The sequence below is a fragment of the Caballeronia fortuita genome (genome assembly GCF_001544835.2).
GTDB classification, from domain to species: domain Bacteria; phylum Pseudomonadota; class Gammaproteobacteria; order Burkholderiales; family Burkholderiaceae; genus Caballeronia; species Caballeronia fortuita.
Window position 1 is genome coordinate 32,281 of record NZ_FCNX02000006.1, and the last position, 19,080, is coordinate 51,360.

Genomic DNA, 19,080 nt, shown 5'->3' on the forward strand with positions numbered 1-19,080 from the left:
GGTCATCCCAGGTTGAGCGAAGCGGCGGCGATGCGCGCAAGGCGTTTGAGGATATCGGGCATGCACAACATGGCCGCGACGGATAGCGTCATGACCTTGACCGTACGCGCCGTGGCGAATGGATTGAGCCGCTTCGCGTGACGCGCTGCGAGCCCGACCGATACGTCGACGAGCAGCATCAGAACCAGCAATGGCGCGGCGAGCTGCAGCCCCTGCGTGAGAACCGGAGCGAGCCGCGTCCGGGCGAGCATCTCCGTCAGCCGCCCGAGATCCGGATGCAGGCTGCCCGGCGCCCAGAGCGCCCATCCGTCGATGAAAGCACTGCACAACCTGATGAGCCCGTGGCCGGTGAAGAACGTCAGCGCAGCGAACTGCGTGAAGAGCGTTTCGAAAAGCGCCGACTCCTGCTGGAAGTTGGGGTCGTAGACCGCAGCCACGCTATAGCCCGCCTGCTGATCGATGACCGCTCCCGCCGCTGAAGCCACATGGAACACGACACTCAGGCCCAGCCCCATCACGAGGCCGATGACCGCCTCGGCGAGGCCCGCAGCGATGACATCGGACGGACAGCCATCGTGTGCGGAGAGGAGCGCGAACATCAAAACGAGCGGCACGCGCAGCGTCAGGCCAAGCGCACCGTCGATGCCGAATGGAATCAGGCTCATCGCGACACCCGGACGAATCGTGCAGAAGGCGAACCCGGCGAGTTGATCGGCGAGATTCATGATCGGGCGTGTCCGGCGGCGATCAGCGTGAAAACCTGGCCCAGCAGGCGCGCGAATTCACGATTGGCCCACGGCGCCGCAACGATCAGCACGAGGCCGACACAGATGATCTTCGCGCCGTAAGGAAGGCTCTGGTCCTGAATCTGCGTGACCGACTGAACGAGCCCGAGCAGCAGACCCACGGTCGTCGCGACGGCGAGCATCGGCAGGGATAGCCAGAAAACGAGCAGAAGCGCGTCGGCGGCGAGCGAGGAAAGGGAAGGCAGTGTGTTCATCTGGCGTATCCGAGAATGAGCGCGTGCATGAGCCGTGGAATGCCGGATGCGGCGACGAGCACGAACAGCTTGATAGGGATGGAGACGCTGCTCGGGGACAGCATCATCATCCCCATTGCCGTGAGCACGTTGGCAACGACGAGATCGATCACCAGGAAGGCGATATAGAGCAGGAAGCCCGCTTCGAAGCCGGCGGAAATCTCGCTGATGAGGAACGCGGGCACGAGCAAGGTGAAGTCGTCTTCCCGCACGGCGTTCGACGCGTCGATGCGCTTCGCTGCGTCGACGAGCAGCGTGCGTTCGGCGGGACGCGAGTGCGCGAGCATGAACTCGCCGAGCGGTTCGCGCACGGCGTCGATCATCTGCGCGAGCGGCGGCAGCTGGCCGCTTTCGATGCGTTCGTCGATGGCGAGCGCATCGCCTATGCGGTGCATCGTCGGTCCCATCACGATGAGCGTGGCGGCGAGCGCGAGCCCGGAGATCGCCATGTTGCCCGGCGCCTGCTGCACGCCGAGCGCCGATCGCAGGAGCGTCAACACGATGCTGAACTTGGTGAACGACGTCGTCATGACCACCGCGAGCGGCGCGAGACCCAGCAGGAAGAAGACCCCGATCAGTTGCAACGGGCCGGTTTGCGCGCCGATCATGATGTGCCGTCCGTGTCCGGCGATCGAACCAGGCTCGTGATGCGTACCGCGAGGACGTCATCGATGTCGACGAGTTCGCCGCGCGCGAACGGCATGCCCTGGCACAACAGCGTCACGGCGCGCTCGCGCACCGCGATCTGCAGCGATACCAGTGAGCCGCTGCGCAGGCGGCTGAGCTCATCGAGCGTCAGCCGCAGCGAGCCGATCATCGCATCGAAGCTGAACGTGAGCGCATCGATGGGAATGAATTCGCTCGTCAGTTCCGGTGCCGGGTGCTGTTCGTCGACGATGGAACGGTCGATCATCGTTTGATCTCCTTGGGTTTTCAGTAGAAAGCGCCGCATACCGTCACGAAGCGGCAAACACAGATATCGGACATGGCGCTCGAGCACCAGCGCATCGCCGGGCCGGATGCGCCGCAGGCGCAGCAACGAAAGGGTCGGACCGGCTATGCACACCGGCACGGGCACGACGATGCGGCGCGCCAGCGCGCGCAGGTCGCGCAGCGGATCCTCTCGGCGCCGCAGCCACAAGTCGACCGCCTCGCTATGAAACGAGAAACCGGCGCTGCGGCCGCTCTGCAGGTGCGTGAGCGCAAGGCCGTAGGCGCCGGCGTCGGGCGTCGCGTCGAACGACACCGCGGTGAGTTCCAGCGCGAACCCGAAGGCGCCCTCCAGCGCGCAAAGCCAGTCCTCGCAGGCGTCCGCGACCAGCCGGGCGGCGTGCGGCCCCGCCTTTTCGAGGACGTCGCGCGACAGTTCCGGCAGGAGCGCCTGCGCGTCCAGGTCGAGTTGCAGCGGCGCGCCGCACGCCGTGCCGTGCAGCCGCAACGGATAGTGCGAACGGCACGGCTCGAAAGCGAGCGCATAGCGGCGATGACCTACGCTCACGAGTGCAGGAAATCCGAACTGCAGGGCCGCGATGTTCTGACGCTCGGCCTGCGCACGCGTAAGCCGTTTCAGGCCGGAGAAAGGACTCATCCCGCATGTCCTCCGTTGGCCGACGCGCGCGGAAACGCAACGCCGCGCGGGGACGCGTACGACAACACATCGATGGTGTCGCGAAGCCCTCTTTCGATCGCCTCGAACTGCGCGACGACACGCTCGTCGAGTCGCGTGTAGGTGTCCAGTACGGCGGCGACCGCATCGCGCATGCCGCGCTCGAGCGCCATGACCTGCTGGCGCAGGCCGCCATCGATCAACCCCTGATCGGTCTCGACCACGCACGAGCGCGGCGGCAGATCGGCATCGGGAAGAACCGTGACGAGCGAGAAGCCCAGGTTCTTTTGCATCGCGTCGATCGCGCGCCGCGCCTCTTCGTGGTCGCATGCAGCGACGCGCACCGACAGCAAACGCTCTCCGGACGCCGCTTGCAAACTGCGGCGCATCTGCGTCGGCAAGATCACGCCGGGTGGCAGTTCGCCGAGGATTTCAGCCACGGCGTCCAGAGCGACGCGTAACAGGCGGTCCTCGAGCGCGGACAGCGCGAAGGCCGCCGCGGACGCTGGCATGACGAGATCGTGCAACGCGGCCGCGCGGCCGGCGCGATAACCGTGCGCAAACGCGCGACGCCGGACACGCCTTGCACGCTCGACGAGCCGGGCCTTCTCGTGCATGGCGAGTTGTGCATTCATGCTCTGCAACGCGCGCAGGTCCTGCAGCCGCGCGAGATCGTCGCGGCAGACATACCCATCGGACTCCACACGCCAGTCGGAAACGCGCCAGATCAGCATGTCGCGCTCCTCGCATGGAGCAGGCGCAGCGCATCGCCGAACAGTTCGAGCGCCATCCGCGAGGAAACGCAGGGAAGACGCCATTGCGCGGCGGCCTCGGCGCAGTCGCGCGGCAGGCGCAACTGCATCCGTTGACGTTGCGCATCGCACCCGGCCGCGCGCAATGCGAGCGCGAGGCCTGCGACGATCAAGCCGCGCCGGCTGAAGAAGTCGAGAGGTTCATCGAGCGGCAAATCGTCATGATCGCCGCGCGGATGCGATTGAAGCGCCGCTAGCGGCGGCAGGCCCGTCGTCGCGGAAAACCGGATGCGCGCTTCCGCGCTGACGACGAGACGCAGTGCGTGCGCGCATGCGAGCGACGCGCAGATCCGCATGAGACGTGCGTATGCCGGCCGCGCGAGCCGCTCCGCGGACCCCGGCAATTGCGCTACGCCGGGATCGGCCAGCGCCGGAAAGCGCGTGAACAGATACGCCGCCGCCTGAGTGCGCGCGCGCTCGTTGCGCGCCGGCGTGGCGCGTGCGAGCCAGCTGTGATGCGCCCAATCGGCGATTCCGAGGATGGAGTGAGGTTTCATTGCCCACCTTCTGTCGTCGAGGAAGCGGTCGTACCGGCGGACGAACCAGGCGTCTGACTCGATTCACCGTCGCTACGGGCCCGCCTGCGGTAGAACGTGATTCCGGGAATCGCGATCCGCGGGAAGGAGCGGATGCCCGAATCCCAGATCCAGACCGCCACGATGAGAAGCAGCGCCATGACGCTCGCCGCTATGAGCGCGAGCGTGACGGTCGCACGCGCAGCGGGCGCCGGGTGCGGGCAGATGCCCGTTTGCCTGCACGCCTCGTCCGCCGTCACGACGGGCATGACCGGAACGAACGTGACATAGACACGGTCGGGCGTAAGCCCCTCGACCGCGCCGGCTACGAGCGACCGGATCTTGCTGCGCATCTGTTCGAGACCGGCATCGCTGCGATAGCGCAGCATCACGGACGCGCTGGGTTCCGGCGCGGGACCCATGAGCGGATCGTGCGGCGGATCGACGATATGCACGCGTGCATCGAGCACCCCGTCGATCTTCTCGAGCGTTTCCGCCATTTCCTGCGTGAGTCCGTAGACGTATCGAACGTGGTTCTCCTCGGGACTCGCGATAAGCCCCTGCCGGCTGAACAGCTCGCCGAGGTTGGCATGCGGGCCGCGCGGCAGGGCGTAGGCTCCGGCAAGTTCGGTAGCGGCCACGGCGTGGCTTTCGTCCACGGAAACGTTCCAGGTCTTGTCGGCATTGCGGTCCTTGAAGCCCTCGATGCCGTGACGGCTCAGAACCGCGACGATGCGATTCGCCTGGTCTTCGTCGATGCTCTCGAACAGTGACGTCTTGCACGCGGCGAGCAACAGCAGCGGCATCAGAAACAGTGCGCGTCGCATCATGTTCTCTGAGTAAGGGACTGGATGGCGCTGCCGGCGCTCTGCGCGAGATGAGAGAGCGTGAGCAGCGTGACCGAGTAGTCGGACACCGCTGCCTGCAGGGTCAGCAGCTCGCCGGTCGTGAGCGGATTGCGCCGGGCAGGATCGCGCAGGATGTCGAGCGGTGCGGCGGCGCTTTGCAGCGAGTCTTGCGCGCGTTCTGCAAGGCGGGACAACATGGGTTCGCCTGCTTCGCCGGAACTTGGCTGCGTCGGCGCGACAGCGGAAACGGTGAGCATGCTGTCGAGGGAAACGGGAAGCATCCCGATGGCTTGCGGTGACATCGAAGGGTTCCTTGTGCCTGGTGGAAAATGACGTGAGAAAGCGCCTGCGGATGGCCCCCTCACGGGGGCCTCGCGCGCGAAGCGACGTACTACTTCGTGTTCTGGGCAACCGACTTGTGCGTTTCAGCAAGGCTGCTCATCATCGAGGTGCCCTGCTGAAGCGATGCCGTGTATTCGCCCACCTTCGCCTGCATGCTCAGCATCGTGGCGCTCCCGACTCCGCCGCCGCCCTGACCGCCCTGACCGCCTTGCCCCTCCTGCGCGCCCGCCTGCTGCAGCTGGTTGATCTGTTGAGCCTGCCCCTGCAGCACGCGCTTGACCGCCTCCGAGACGCTGGCGAGGGAAAGCGTGCCGTCAGCGGCAATCATGCTCACGCCGCCGGGGTTATACATCTGCCCGCCGTAGCCGTACATCGCGGGTGTGAATCCAACGTTCTCAGCTTGCATGTTTCGTTTTCCTGATTAAAAGACGCACTTCTCGAGTCGACGGACTCCATTAGCCTTGGAACGGTGCGCCGGCGTTCAAAGGAGTGATGCCCGGGTGCTCAGCAGGACTTCCCTTCGTCGATGCGTGTGACGAGGTCGTACACACTGCCGTCGTCACGTATGACGGTCGCGTTGCATGTTCCGATGCGCTGGATTCGACCGATTGCCACGCGAGCGCCTGCGAAATACCGCACGCCCTGTCGGTCGGCCAGCCAGGCGGCGTGTGGTGAACTCACCAGATTCAGGCCGAGCGCCTCCATCGGAACGCGCACCGGCCCGGTTTCGTTCTCGTGACCGGCGAAGCGCAGCGCCTTCAGGCCTTCCACCTGACTCTGCGCAAGACGCGCGATCCGTGCGTAGTCCCACGACTCGGCCTGCAGATAGGCCGTGCGCTCGGGCGGTGTCACATTGAACGTTCCCGCGTCCGCCGCGTTCAGTTGCGCGCCGCGATAGTACAGGTCGAGGAAATCGCTCAACTGCTCCTGCATGTTGTCGATGACCGCTACGCGCACGCTTGCCGCGCCGCCTTGCGCACGTGCTTCGAGCGTCAACGCGCCGAGTTCGGCGGGCGTCTGCACATAGCCTTCGTACAGACGCATTCCCGTGGTCTTGTCGTCTCTCACCCGAACGTTGCGGAACGCCGGCTTCTCGAGCAACGACGATTGCGCGACCGGCGCCGGCGGAGTCAGAAGGCTCATGACGAATAGCGACGCGAGCGCGAGCGGCACGAATATCAGCATCAGGCGTACGTAGCGAGGCACGCCCGCGCAGCGCCTGCGCAACCATGCGAGCGGCGCATGCCTGAAAAGCCACGCGAGTTCGGCCCGCTGTGCGTCCCGGTCGGTGACCAATGCGCCATTGCCGAACAACAAGGCCGCTTCACCGATCCGGAAGCTCGCCCCGTGCTGTAGCAGCGTCTTCCTGCCGGCGCCGAGCGTGTGCCCGAACACCACCACGCTATCGCTCATGGTGCGCAGCACGAGTTCGTCGCCTTGCAGACGCACCGTCGCATGACGCCGCTTGACGCCCGCGTCCACGAGGACGAGTCCTGCTTCTCCATCGCCACCTATGACGACTTCGCGGTCGCTCAGAAGCGCGATGCTCGCACCTGCATGCAGGCCCTGCGTGACATAGAGACGCGCAACGCGGTTCATTGCGTCCTCCCGGGCAAACCCAGCTGACCGGAAGCCGACGCGGCCTGCACGCCCGGCGGCAGCGGCGGCGCCACGAACGTTTCGTGCGGGCGCTGCGTGGCCGCGATGGGCGATGACGACGCGGCATCCGGCACGACCGGAAGCGTGATCGCGGACGGATCGGTTACGGGCGCGCTTGCGCCAGTCGCAGGCGAGAAACGCTTGATCTGAGGCGTGATGAGTATGAGCCGCTCGGTGCGACCCACGACCGTGCGATCGTCATTGAAGAGCGCGCCGATCACCGGAAGATCGCCGAGAATGGGCACCTTCGATCCGCTGTTCAGGCTGTGCTCGTACTCGTAACCGCCAATGAGCAGGCTCTCTCCGTCACCGACCACGGCCTGCGTGATGATCGAGTTCGTATTCACGCGCGGGATGCCGTCGACGGACGCGTCGTTGTCGAACGATCCATCTTCGATCTGTACGCTGAGCAGGATGCTGCCGCGCGCGGCGCCGCTCTGCTCGACTGTCGGCGTGACCTTGAGCGTCAGTCCCGTATCGACGTTGAAGAGATTGGCGTCCTGATTGCCTGCGACGCGCACATACACCGAATTGCGCGACGACAACACCGCCTCCGCGTTGTTCAACGTCAGCACCCGCGGCCGGGAAAGCACACGTGCGCGTCCGTCCTGTTCCAGCGCGTGAATCTGGCCGTACAGGAAGCGCACCGAGTTGCCGATCAGCGTGGTGAAAGTGAGCCCGGCGTCGGACATGCCCGCGGCGCTCGTCCCGTCCGGTTGAACGGATAACCCGACGCCATAGGGCACGCCCGCATTCCGAGAGCTCGCGGCACCGCCCCAGCGAATACCTAGTTCACGGGCGGCGTCACTGGACACATCCATGACCAGCGCCGAGATTTCCACCAGGTCCTGACGCTGGTCGAGCATCGAAATGGCTCGCTCGTAGGCGGGCATCATTTCGGGTACGTCATAGACCACGACGGAGTTGGTGCGCGCGTCGGCGATGATGCTGCGCCGGGCTGGCGTAACTGACGACTGCGGCAGTTCGGCCTCGCTGTCGAGACTCGATGCGGCCAATGCCGTCTCGCGAAGCCCGGGCACGCCCGGCAGCGGAGGCACGCCGCCGCGTGCGCTGTGCGCTGAATCCGTGCGCGTGCCGCGCGTGGCCGATGCCCGGGGCGCGCTGGTGTTCTCCATGAGCCGGCGCAGCAACGACGCGACCCCTGCGATGGTTTGCTGACGACCGCCCGAGTTGTAGGTGATGTCCTGGGCCTGGGCGTAGCGAAGCCTGAATACGCGGATTTGCGTCTGCTCGAAGCTGGGCTCCTGCACCGGCGGCCGCTCTTGCGCCTTGGTAATCGCTTCCGAGATGGCGTCGACATAGCGTGATGGTCCGACTATTTTCACGCTGTCCTTCGAGTAGCTCAAGGGAAGGTGCGGGTCGTCGAGATCGAGGCTGCGCAGCAGTGCGGCAACCGTATCTCTCGTGAGCGGCGCAAATGAAATCGTGCGACTGCGCACATCGTCGGCCGTCGACACATGGATCGTCTGTCCGTCGAAGTACCAAACGAGACCCCAGGCCTCAGCGAGCGTGCGGAACACCTCGGACGGCTTGTTTTCGAACACGCCGCTCACATTGCCGCGCACATTGCGCGCGACGTCGAGGCGCAGACCGCCGGCGCTCGCCACGTCAATCAGCACGTCGGCAAGTCGCGAATCGTGCGCGACATACCGCATGGCAGTGCCCTGCCATAGCGGTTCTGCCGGATGAGAGATTCCGGATTGCAATGCCATGCAAATCGGAATGATGCGAGTGGCAGCGATGCGAATCGCGTGGCCGCGCATCGAGGGACGATTACGTTTTCTACGCCAGTTCATGGACATCTCATATTCCTGCTCCGGTCAGGCCGGCATGCGATGACCAGAATGTACCCCTGCCTATCAATCAGGATGACATAGAGATTTACCACACGACTATTTTTTTCAGGCTCAGTATTTCAACCGCTGATGAAGCATGAGGCAATCAGCAGCAGCACACCCACAAAATGCAAGGTTCTTTTAGATGTAAGCAGGATGCCGAATGAAATTAGGTAAACGTACCAAACAAGAAAATCGCAATTGGATGCCGCTAACGCCTGACGCAGATCGCCGCGATCGATGCTGACCGCAGGCCAAGCAAGTCACTCATATGGTCAAAAAACGTTATTGCAACTTCAGCGTGAAACTGGTTGAACCGCGGCAAAGATCCATACGCATCAACGGACTCGCGACGTGCATCCGCCTGGAAGAAATCTACTGGGAAATCATCGAAGCATTGGCTTGTCACGAGACCGTCAGCGTCGGGAAGCTGCTGTCGAACTGGTCAATGGAGATGGATCTGACCGGAGACGACGTAAAAAACTTTACTGCTTATGTGCGCGTGGTCTGCGTCGTTCAACTCGCCAGGCGCGTCGAAACCATGATCGCAGGGGAGGATTGGGGGCGGCTGTCGAAAGGACTGACGCAGCTCGCGACTCGATAGCGAAGAGTCTCAATCACAAACAGGAGGTGCGCGGACCAAATTCACATCACGCGAATGGATGAATCTGGCGAACAAAACGACCATCTGCGCGGACGCGCAGAATCGACTTGAAAAGGATCGAATATGCTAGTAGTCAACAGAACATCAGCACTGCCGAGAATATTGGCTAGCGGCGCTGCACCGACCCAAACGGACCCCGCTCAAGCACTGGGAGATAATTATGCGCTCTTACATCTTTCGCCCGTGACGCAGGAGGATGACGCCGGCGCCGAGGCCATGGCGGCGCAGGCTGGCGCAGCAGGCATGCAGCTGCCCGCGTCTGCCCTCGACTCGTCCGCGGGCTCTTCGTCGATTCCGTCGTCTCTTGCCCTTGCCGGCGCCCCGACTGCGCCGATGATGCCAAGCGACGGAGCGAATCTCGCGACCCCAACGCCTCAGACGGGCGGAGGCTTCGTGGGAACGCCCAACGTCGCCGCGCCGATTGCAACGAGCGCCACACATGCCGCTGCCCCGCCCGCGCCGCCCGCCCGCGCGGCGGCGCCGCCCGGACCTGCAAGTGCGCCGGCAGCCCCGAGCAAGCCCGCAAATCCGCTCGGCGAACTCGGCGGACTGGCCACGGCTATGCAGAGCCTCGTAAAGCCTCTCGCTAGCCTTTTCGGTTCGATGATGCACGGAATCGGTGGCGGTGGCGGTGGCGGTGGCGGTGGCGGCGGTGGCGGTGGCTCGGGCCCCTCGGCTTCGGGCCCCTCAGGTTCGGGTCCTTTGGGTTCGGGGCCCTCGAGCTCGGGCCCTTCGGGCGGCCAAGGTGGCAACACGCCGCCCGATCCCGCCGATACCGAAGCGGCCGCCGCAGCTGAAGGCGCGGTCCCCGCCGGAGACACCGGAGTCGACGCAGCGCCTGCCGCCGACGCCGGCGCGAGCGACGCGAGCGCAGCAGCTGACGCGGGCGGCGGTGACGCCTGATTCAACACTCCTGAGCTTGACCTTGATGACGCGCGCGCGGAGGCGAACTTGCTGCGCACGTCAGATTTGTTGGTCGCCTCGCGGGGAATGGCCGGTTCCACTCATGCGGACCGGCCATTTCCATTTACGGAAGGCGATCGTGCCGATTGTGACGATCGTGGAGAGCCTATCCGAGTAAGCGCCGAATTGCGTCGCACGCACATGTGCTTCGGCAATCCGCCGGAGCACCGACGGCCCTGCTCTCTTGAAGCGCGCAGCTTCGCCAACATGGCAATGCAAGCGGCGGCGGCAACTCGCGCCGCCGCCGCCGCCGCCGCCGATCCTACGCCAGCGTTGCCCGCCTATGTCCTATCAGGCATGAAAGTCGGAGGCCTGGGCTTCCTGATGGGTTTGCGCGTTGATCCAGCCCGAGCCGTTAGGATTCGCGATCAGCTGGTAACCGCCCGTCGGCGCCGGCCCGGCCGCGCTCGCATCGCCGCGCTGCACGGTAAGCGGTGCGCTGTCCTGCTGGCTCAGACCACCGACGACATACGCGCGATTGCCCTGCGTGATCTTCACGCTGTCCGCATACGACACGCCGGGATTGCCGTTCGCCGGCTCCGTACCGACCGCAACCGTGGTGCTATCCGGCAGGCTGAACGTGAGCGGACCATTGAACATGCCGCTTTGCTGATTGCCCGCACCGGAGTGGAGGTCGATATGCGGATCGCCCCAGATCTTCGTTGCATCGCCAGACTGCTTGTTGGTCAGGAGCATCGAAGAGTCCGACTTGTCGAAAGCGAGCTTGTAGTCGCCAAGATCGATCGACGATTTGCCGTCCTGGACGCCCGAATCGGACCATCGATTGCACTGGCCCGAGCCAGACCCGGTCTCGTACCCGCCGTAAGGGGACGTGTACCCTTGATCCATATAGCTGGTGGACTCCATATGGCTGTACGAAGTATTGCCGAACGGGCCTTGACGTTCGAACGACGTCGCACCACCCGAAGCGAAATAGTCGCTAAACCTATCCGGCGTGCGCGACATCTGCTGGGCCGTGTAGCTGAAGCTCGAGCTGGACATGCTGCCGCCGCCGAATCCTCGCGACGGCGCCGACGGCATCGGCAACGAAAAAGGCGGCGAGAAAGGCTGCGAGAACGGTTGAAAGGACGGTTGACAGGACGACTGGAAGGACGGCATGAAAGTCCGCCAGCCGAAGGACATATCGCTCCGGCTACTCGCGGAAGACGACGACGAGAACGACGTCGATCGGCCAGCGAACGGGTTCATCGAGAACGAGGAAGAACTATCAAGCGCTGCTTGCATTTTGGTTTCCCTGAAGAAGATTAGCAGTTCATCGATACCACCTTTTTGCAGGGCACCCGAGCATACCGCATCCCGGATGCATCCCCTGCAGAGCACATACTATTCGCCATTCATCGTTCGGTGTACTACCTATTCAGCACATCGCGAAACTCGGCTTTCCGATATTTTCCGCGGTGACGGAGTATCACCAGGCCTGCGAATCCGGTAGCTAATCTTCAGGTGCAATCCGCAATGCGTGCAGAGCGCGCCTTCCGAAGGCGAATTGATTCCTTCTCGCCATCCCGAATCTAACAATTCCAACATTATTACGGATTACTAATGCTTCGTCGAACCGATTCCAACGCAGGCCCGTTCCCACAGGTGGCGAGACTCGCGCCGAACGTCAACCGAAGCGTCACACTACGCGTGGCGTGTGCCGTTCTGTCGCGGGCCGTGAAGACATTGGCGCTGCTCGGACTCGGCGGCACGGCGTCGCTCTCGTTCGCCGAAAGCGAGTCCATCGCTGGATTGCAGAGCTATCAGAATTCGGACATGAGCGCGTGGATATACGGCGAGCGACATGCCGACATGACAATGGCAACCGATTCGTCCTCGCGCGTACCGGCGAGCCCGCCGGCCTCACCTGCCAGGCTCGATCCGTTGCAACCGGCCTACCCGCCAGCGTCCGGCGTTGTTGCCTATGCCCGCTCCGGGGCGATGCGCATCACATTCCGCAGTACGGAGCGCAGCGTCGCTTCGGGCGCCGTGGAAGTCAAAGCGGGCCACGCTCATGGCGATAAGCGGCGGCGGAAGCCACGTGCCGCGCCAGTCCAGCACGAGCACGCCGTTCCTCGTCGCTTGATGATTCGCAACCGGCTCGGCTCAGATGCGCCTTCTCCTGCCATGCGCGCAAGACGGGACGCGTCGAGTCGGGCCGTCGCATTCCGGATGCCTGCACGTGCGGTCGATGCGAACCGCATTGCCGCAATCGAAGAAACCCAGCGCCCTGCGATCACCCAGCAGACGGCGAGTGATGCCGGACCCACGCAGAATGCCGATGCTTCGCGCCTGCCGCATCCGGCGTTGCACGCGGCGGCGAAATCGTTCAGTGTCGCGGGCCCGGAGAGCGTCGCAGTGGGCGACGGGGCCGCGGCGAGCGGCGAGCGATCGAGCGCGTTCGGCGAGGCAGCCGTCGCGCGCGGCGTCGGCTCCGTCGCAATCGGTGCCGACTCGGTCGCCGACCGCGACGAGACGGTCTCCGTCGGCAGCGCGGGGCACGAGCGGCAAATCACCAACGTCGCGCCGGGCACCGCCCCCAGCGACGCCGTGAACCTCGGACAGCTCAATCAGGCGACGCGCGGTCTGAACGACCGCATCGACAGCGTCGACCAGTCCGCGCGACGCGGGATCGCGTCGGCCTCGGCGCTCAATATCGTCACGCCGTATTTGCCAGGCCGTACGACGTTCAACGCGGGCATTGCAAACTACCGCGGCCAGGCGGCGCTCGGCATTGGCGTCTCGCGCTGGAACAAGAAGGGCAACGTCAATATGAACCTCGGCATATCGACGGCGGGCGGCAACAGCACGATCGTCCGCGTCGGCATTGGAATCGTGTTGAGGGCTTGATCGCGCGAAGGTTTGCGCTCGAATTGCGCCGGGTCGACCCGAATGGAAATGAAAGAGTATCACCGCCTGAATCGTCTATTTGAGATCGTTAGGACACCGCGCAAGTCGCGGCCATGCCGTCGAACGAATGCCGGCGAAGCTTTCCGGGAAGAGACGGCATGTTCCCTTTATCAATCTGAAAGAGGTGACACATGAGCGTCAAACTCAAACCCATCACCGGAAGCGAGCCGATCTGGGGCGACGTGAAGCCCACGCAGTCGCAGCTCGATCTGATCAACAGAAGCCCGACCTTCGTCGCACAACTCAATGCGGCGAACGAAAGGGTCTCCGCAGGCACATTGCAGCCGATGTTTGTGAACGCGAACCTGCCAGCGGATGGGCTTTACAACTATGACAACAAGCGACTGGAATTCGCCCCCGACGTGGGCGAAAAAACCGACGGCGAATTCGTCAATTTGCTCGCCCACGAACTCGGGCACGTCAACTATGACCCCAGCGACATGTCATTCAAGGACAAATACCCCGGCGCGATGAACCCGCGCGATCCTGGCGCCTACCCTGGCTACGGCATGCTTTCGGTGCTCAACGAGACCGGAGGCGCCTACAACAACTGGAAGATCGGCAATCAGATCAACAACAGCCTCGCGGCGGACGGTCTGCCTGCCATCGAAGCCAACACTTCGGAGCCGGAAGCGTATGCGGCTTTCGATGCGGCAGCCAAGAATCGCCCTGCGGGACTGACGGAGGCGCAGAACGACAATCGGATCATTCAGCAGGGCATGGGAGCGACGGCGGCCCACGACCGCCACTTCACCGACGGCACCTATGACTATGACGCCCGCCACTTTTCCGGCCTGCCGCCGATCGAACCCGGCCCGCCGGTTTCGGCCAGCTATCAGGGCGACCCCAACACCGGCGATATCACTTCCGCGACGCAGAACTGGCAATCCGGCGACGTCTCCACGCAGAAGTACCAGGACGGCAGGCTACAGTCCAACGAGACGGCCGACGCGTCGGGCAAGCTCCTCCAGAGTTCGTCGTACACGTACCGGCCGGACGGCGGCTACGGCATGACCGTCAAGGATGGCGAAGGAAAAACGCTCCAGCAGAGCGACTTCAATCCCGACGGATCCGGCGTCGAACGTGGCTTCAATCCAGACGGCTCGAAACTCGAGACGCAGTTCAATCCGGACAATCGCACGACCCGGATGACGCAGTACGACGCCAACGGCCGCGAAACGCAGAAGGACTACTTCGACCCGAATGAAGCCCGCAACACCAATCAGGTCGTGACGCATCCGGACGGGAGCCGCAGCCTTTACTCCTTCAACGACATGAACAAGGTGGGCCTGCAAAACGACTACGACGCGCAGGGCAACCGCACCGGCATGAGCGCCTACGACCCCGATACTGGCCGGATGAATCTCAACGTCCGATACAACGCGGATGGCAGCCGCGTCACCGAGACCATCGGCGCGGACGGGGCGGGAACGCGCGTCACCACGGACGCGAACGGCAATCGGTCGCCCGAACAAGCCGTGAACTACACGCCGGCGGAAATGCAGACATTCAACGCGCAAGCCGACAAGGTAGCGGGCATTGCGCCGCCTCAGCCGGTGGGCGCGAACAATGCCCTGGGTGGCCAGCAGAACTACTTCGACCCGGCGACCAACAGGGTGACGAATCAGGTCGTGACCGGGCCGGACGGCAGCAGGACCCTCAACTCGTACAACGATCAGAACACACTGGGCTCGCGAGTGCAGTTCGACCCGGAGGGCAATCGCGTGAGCGCGAAGTATTTCGACCCCGTGACGGAAACGCTGAACAAAAATATCGACTATCAACCCGATGGCAGCCGTGTGGTCACCACGCCCAACAACGCGGACTTCTCAATGATGACGCAGTCCTACAATGCGAAGAACCAGTTGACGCAGACGCAGAACATATCGCCGATGGGCATGCAGACGACACATTACGATCCGGAAACTGGCCAGGTAACCGGCGAGAACACGACGAATCCGGACGGCGGCCATACCATCGAGTCGCGCAATGCGCAGGGTAATGTCGGTGCGATCAACAGCTACGACGCGAACGGCAGGCCCACGTCCTCCACCAGCTACGATCCGAATGCTGGTTCCGGGACACTCACGCACGTCACCTATAAACCCGATGGCAGCCGTGACGTCGATCAGGCCACGGGCACGCAGCACACTTCGTATACGGTTGGCAGCGATGGCCAGGAGCATGACCGGCAGACCGGTCCACTGAGTCCTGCCAATGCGGCAACCTTCGCGGATTGGAAAAAATACGAGGCGCAGACGCCAGCGGGGGACGGAACACAGCCGCAAGCGAGTGCGCAGTCGCAAACGCAAAACGTCGCCGCGGCAGCATCGGGCGATACGCTGCAACCTGCGCCCGCCGCCCAGCAGCAACAGGACATCGCGACAGGCGGCGATATCACGAAGCAGGCAACAGCGGCCTCCGAGGACGCTTCGGCTCAGAAGACCGCAACTCAATCGTCCGCAGCGTACGCCGACAGCGACACACAGTCCGCAGCACCCGTCGACGACGTTGCGCCCGCAGCGGATGCCGGACAGGAGACCTCGGATACTGCTAGCGCCTGATTGCTTCAGCCATGACCGCCTGCGCATGAAGTAACGCGCGGATAGCAGGCAAAGCCGCCGCACCGGCCTGGCAACGGTGCGGCGTCATCCGACGGCTATCCACTTCCCATCGGCGCTACCACTGCGCAACACCGCCTCCACAAACCTCAACCCCGCGACCCCATCCTCGACGGTCGTCAGCCAGTCGTCGCCTTGAGTGGTCCCGCTCGCGATACACGCCGCCGCATCCGTATAAACCTGTGCGAACGCTTCCAGATAGCCTTCCGGATGCCCCGCCGGCACGCGCGTCGCATGCAGCGCTTCAGGACTCTGCACACGCCCACGTGTGATGCGTTCCGACGCGCCGCCTATCGGCGTGAACCACAATTCGTTCGGCGTCTGCTGATCGAACGCAATGCCCGCCTTCGACCCATATACGCGCAGCCGCAACGCATTCTCTTCGCCCGCGGCGACCTGACTCGCCCACAACATGCCGCGCGCGCCGTTCTCGTAACGCAGCATCGCCTGCACATGATCGTCGACACGGCGATTCGGCACGAACGTCGTCACGTCGGCACAAAGCTCGGAAGGCCGCATACCCGTCACGTACTCCGCAAGCTGATACGCATGCGTGCCGATATCGCCGAGACAGCCCGCCGGGCCGGCCAACGCCGGATCGGTGCGCCATGCGGCCTGCCGGTTCGCCTGCGTCTCGACAGGAAGCGACAGCCAGTCCTGCGCATACTCGACCTGCACGACGCGGATATCGCCGAGCAGGCCGCGCCGCACCATCCCGCGCGCATGGCGCACGAGCGGATAGCCCGTGTAGGTATAAGTCACCGCGAATACGCGATCCTTCTCGCGCGCGAGTTTCACAAGCGCCTCGCCTTCATCGAGCGACACGGCGAGCGGTTTGTCGCAGATCACATGTATGCCCGCTTCGAGAAACGCGGTCGCAATCGGCGCATGCAGATGATTCGGCGTGACGATCGCGACCGCCTCGATACCGTCCGAGCGTCCCGCCTCGATGCGCGCCATCTCGCGATAATCATCGTAGCTGCGCGGGAGTCCGATCGCCGCCGCGCTCGACGCAGCACGCCGCGCATCCGACGACAACGCGCCCGCGACGAGCTCATACCGATCATCGAGCCGCGCCGCGATCCGATGCACCGCGCCGATGAACGCACCCTCGCCGCCGCCGACCATGCCCAGCCGCACGCGATTCATCGCTTGTCTCCGCTGTCGATGCCGAGCACGCCGCGCATCTGCTCGCGGCTCGCGCCGCTGCCCGCGAAGTCATCGAAGGCGCGCTCGGCCACGCGAATGATGTGATCGCGTATGAACACCGCGCCCTCGCGCGCGCCGTCTTCCGGATGCTTCAGCGCGCACTCCCATTCGAGCACGGCCCAGCCTGCAAAATCGTATTGCGCCATCTTCGAGAAGATCGCCTTGAAGTCGATCTGGCCATCGCCCAGCGAACGGAAACGTCCCGCGCGATCGACCCATCCGGAATAGCCGCCGTACACGCCCTGCTTTCCGTTCGGCCGGAACTCCGCGTCCTTCACGTGAAACGCCTTGATGCGCGCGTGATAAATATCGATAAACGCGAGGTAATCGAGCTGCTGCAACATGAAGTGGCTCGGATCGAACAGGATGTTCGCGCGCGGATGATCGTCCACCGCCGCGAGAAAGCGCTCGAAGGTGACGCCATCGTGCAGGTCTTCGCCAGGATGAAGCTCGTAACACACGTCGATGCCCGCGCGATCGAACTCATCGAGGATCGGGCGCCATCGGTTCGCAAGTTCTTCGAACGCGGCTTCGACGAGACCCGCCGGACGCTGCGGCCACGGATACACATACGGCCACGCGAGCGCGCCCGAGAACGTCACGTGCGCGTTCAGGCCGAGACGCTGCGACGCCGCCGCCGCGAGCTTCATCTGTGCGATCGCCCATTCGGTGCGCGCCGCCGGGTTGCCGCGCACGTGCGGCGCGGCGAAGCCGTCGAAGAGCGTGTCATATGCGGGATGGACGGCGACCAACTGGCCTTGCAGATGCGTCGACAATTCGGTGATTGCGACGCCCGCATCATCGACGGTGCGGCGAATCTCGTCGCAATACGCATTGCTCGATGCCGCTTTCTCGAGATCGATCAGACGCGGATCGGCGGGCACCTGAATGCCCTTGTATCCGAGCGATGACGCCCACGACGCGAGGTTTGCGAGCGTATCGAACGGCGCCTGCTCGCCCATGAACTGCGCGAGGAAAATCGCCGGGCCTTTGATCGTTTTCATCTTGCGCCTCTAGAAAAAGGAAGGCCGCATGCGCGGCCTTCGCACATCAGAACGGCGAGTTCGGGAAATAGAACTGCTTGGCGTTGTCCTTCGTGATGAGCACCGACGGGATGATCGTCGTCGGCGGCAGCTTGTCGCCCTTCAGGCGCGCTTCGGCCGTGAGCTTGATCGCGTCGTAGATGAACTTCGGCGAGTACGAGACATCGGCGGGCACGCGCGCATCGCCGTCCATGATGCGCTTCACCGCTTCCTTCGATCCCGCGCCGCCGAACACGATCTTGACGTCGGTGCGCTTTGCCTGATCGATCGCCTTCAGCACGCCGACCATCATGTCGTCATCCGACGCCCACACGGCATCGATATGCTTGAAGCGCGTGAGATAGTCCTGCATCACCTTGAAGGCATCGTCGCGATTCCAGTTCGCGTATTTGGCATCGAGAATCTTGATGTCGGGATACTGCTTCATCACGCCCTCGAACGCGTTCCAGCGCTCGTTGTCGAGCGTCGTCGGAATGCCGCGCAGCGCGACGATATCGCCCTTGCCGTTCAGCGCCTTCGCGAGATATTCGGCCGGTATCTTGCCGAACGCGGTATTGTCGCCGGCGACATACGCATCCTGCGCGCTGGTGTCGGTGAGGCCGCGATCGACGACCGTCACGTACACGCCCTTCTTCTTGACTTGCGCGACCGGCTGCGTGAGCGATGCCGATTCCTGCGGGAAGATCACGAGCGCATTGATCTTGTTGACCGTCACGAGATCCTGCAACTGGTTCGCCTGCTCGGGCGCGGTGCCCGCCGTCTTCACGATCACTTTCAGGTCCGGATGCGCCTTCTCCAGTTCCTTCTTCGCTTCGTTCGCCCACCACACGATGCCGCCCGTGAAGCCGTGATCCGCCGTCGGAATGGCGACGCCGAGCACGACCTTGTCGGCGGCGAATGCGGACGACGACGCAGCGGCGAACGCGCTCGCCGCCAACGTGAGCGCGCCGAGCGCGCGAAGCATTTTCTTCATGACGATGTCTCCTGTTTTAT

Annotated in this window: 18 protein-coding genes; 3 read left to right on the forward strand and 15 right to left on the reverse strand. The window is 63.9% G+C overall.

Annotated features, from left to right (window positions below; translation table 11 throughout):
* Window positions 1-2: 2 nt before the first annotated feature.
* The 11 genes from AWB77_RS12930 to sctC form a co-directional block, all read right to left on the reverse strand.
* Window positions 3-725 (reverse strand): EscT/YscT/HrcT family type III secretion system export apparatus protein, encoded by a 723-nt coding sequence (locus AWB77_RS12930; protein WP_061134847.1) that lies wholly within the window; start codon window positions 723-725, stop codon window positions 3-5.
* Entirely contained in the window at window positions 722-1,000 is a 279-nt protein-coding gene (gene sctS, locus AWB77_RS12935) for a type III secretion system export apparatus subunit SctS (protein WP_061134848.1), read from the reverse strand. The genes AWB77_RS12930 and sctS overlap by 4 nt, the downstream gene beginning before the upstream one ends.
* A complete protein-coding gene (locus AWB77_RS12940) occupies window positions 997-1,647 on the reverse strand; it encodes an EscR/YscR/HrcR family type III secretion system export apparatus protein (protein WP_061134849.1) in 651 nt (216 codons plus the stop codon). The genes sctS and AWB77_RS12940 overlap by 4 nt, the downstream gene beginning before the upstream one ends.
* Window positions 1,644-2,477: a FliM/FliN family flagellar motor switch protein gene (locus tag AWB77_RS12945; RefSeq protein WP_244158537.1), complete on the reverse strand. Its 834-nt coding sequence runs from the start codon at window positions 2,475-2,477 to the stop codon at window positions 1,644-1,646. Before AWB77_RS12945 ends, AWB77_RS12940 begins: the two co-directional genes overlap by 4 nt.
* A 146-nt stretch (window positions 2,478-2,623) precedes the next feature.
* A complete protein-coding gene (locus tag AWB77_RS12950) occupies window positions 2,624-3,379 on the reverse strand; it encodes a FliH/SctL family protein (protein ID WP_061134851.1) in 756 nt (251 codons plus the stop codon).
* Window positions 3,373-3,954, reverse strand: coding sequence for a hypothetical protein (locus AWB77_RS12955; protein ID WP_061134852.1), 582 nt, complete (start codon window positions 3,952-3,954; stop codon window positions 3,373-3,375). The genes AWB77_RS12950 and AWB77_RS12955 overlap by 7 nt, the downstream gene beginning before the upstream one ends.
* Window positions 3,951-4,778 (reverse strand): type III secretion system inner membrane ring lipoprotein SctJ, encoded by an 828-nt coding sequence (gene sctJ / locus AWB77_RS12960; protein ID WP_244158538.1) that lies wholly within the window; start codon window positions 4,776-4,778, stop codon window positions 3,951-3,953. Before sctJ ends, AWB77_RS12955 begins: the two co-directional genes overlap by 4 nt.
* Window positions 4,779-4,798: 20 nt before the next feature.
* On the reverse strand, window positions 4,799-5,122 hold the full coding sequence (locus tag AWB77_RS12965; protein ID WP_157694806.1) for a hypothetical protein: 324 nt from the start codon (window positions 5,120-5,122) through the stop codon (window positions 4,799-4,801).
* A gap of 89 nt (window positions 5,123-5,211) precedes the next feature.
* Window positions 5,212-5,568: a hypothetical protein gene (locus AWB77_RS12970; protein WP_061134854.1), complete on the reverse strand. Its 357-nt coding sequence runs from the start codon at window positions 5,566-5,568 to the stop codon at window positions 5,212-5,214.
* Between the two features lie 98 nt (window positions 5,569-5,666).
* Window positions 5,667-6,761, reverse strand: a complete 1,095-nt coding sequence (locus AWB77_RS12975) for an FHA domain-containing protein (protein ID WP_061134855.1) — start codon at window positions 6,759-6,761, stop codon at window positions 5,667-5,669.
* Window positions 6,758-8,497 (reverse strand): type III secretion system outer membrane ring subunit SctC, encoded by a 1,740-nt coding sequence (gene sctC / locus AWB77_RS12980; RefSeq protein WP_167354138.1) that lies wholly within the window; start codon window positions 8,495-8,497, stop codon window positions 6,758-6,760. Before sctC ends, AWB77_RS12975 begins: the two co-directional genes overlap by 4 nt.
* 451 nt (window positions 8,498-8,948) lie before the next feature.
* Between sctC and AWB77_RS12985 the strand changes: the two genes are divergently transcribed.
* Window positions 8,949-9,281 (forward strand): ribbon-helix-helix domain-containing protein, encoded by a 333-nt coding sequence (locus AWB77_RS12985; protein WP_061134857.1) that lies wholly within the window; start codon window positions 8,949-8,951, stop codon window positions 9,279-9,281.
* A gap of 1,314 nt (window positions 9,282-10,595) precedes the next feature.
* On the opposite strand, the gene AWB77_RS12995 is transcribed toward AWB77_RS12985, so the two are convergent.
* Window positions 10,596-11,306, reverse strand: coding sequence for a DUF1521 domain-containing protein (locus AWB77_RS12995; protein WP_061134859.1), 711 nt, complete (start codon window positions 11,304-11,306; stop codon window positions 10,596-10,598).
* A gap of 561 nt (window positions 11,307-11,867) precedes the next feature.
* On the opposite strand from AWB77_RS12995, the gene AWB77_RS37315 reads away from it, so the two are divergent.
* Together AWB77_RS37315 and AWB77_RS13005 are read left to right on the forward strand one after the other, a co-directional pair.
* Window positions 11,868-13,154, forward strand: coding sequence for a YadA family autotransporter adhesin (locus AWB77_RS37315; protein WP_082852654.1), 1,287 nt, complete (start codon window positions 11,868-11,870; stop codon window positions 13,152-13,154).
* A 191-nt stretch (window positions 13,155-13,345) separates the two neighbouring features.
* The gene (locus AWB77_RS13005; RefSeq protein WP_061134861.1) at window positions 13,346-15,778 is read left to right on the forward strand and encodes a hypothetical protein; all 2,433 of its coding nucleotides are present in this window, start codon (window positions 13,346-13,348) and stop codon (window positions 15,776-15,778) included.
* An 84-nt stretch (window positions 15,779-15,862) separates the two neighbouring features.
* Here AWB77_RS13005 and AWB77_RS13010 read toward each other — a convergent pair whose 3' ends face one another.
* From AWB77_RS13010 to AWB77_RS13020, 3 genes are read right to left on the reverse strand one after another with little or no spacing between them, the layout of a single operon-like run.
* Window positions 15,863-16,984, reverse strand: coding sequence for a Gfo/Idh/MocA family protein (locus tag AWB77_RS13010; protein WP_061134862.1), 1,122 nt, complete (start codon window positions 16,982-16,984; stop codon window positions 15,863-15,865).
* On the reverse strand, window positions 16,981-18,048 hold the full coding sequence (locus AWB77_RS13015; protein ID WP_061134863.1) for a sugar phosphate isomerase/epimerase family protein: 1,068 nt from the start codon (window positions 18,046-18,048) through the stop codon (window positions 16,981-16,983). Before AWB77_RS13015 ends, AWB77_RS13010 begins: the two co-directional genes overlap by 4 nt.
* Before the next feature lie 46 nt (window positions 18,049-18,094).
* Window positions 18,095-19,060, reverse strand: a complete 966-nt coding sequence (locus AWB77_RS13020; RefSeq protein ID WP_061134864.1) for a substrate-binding domain-containing protein — start codon at window positions 19,058-19,060, stop codon at window positions 18,095-18,097.
* Window positions 19,061-19,080 lie beyond the last annotated feature (20 nt).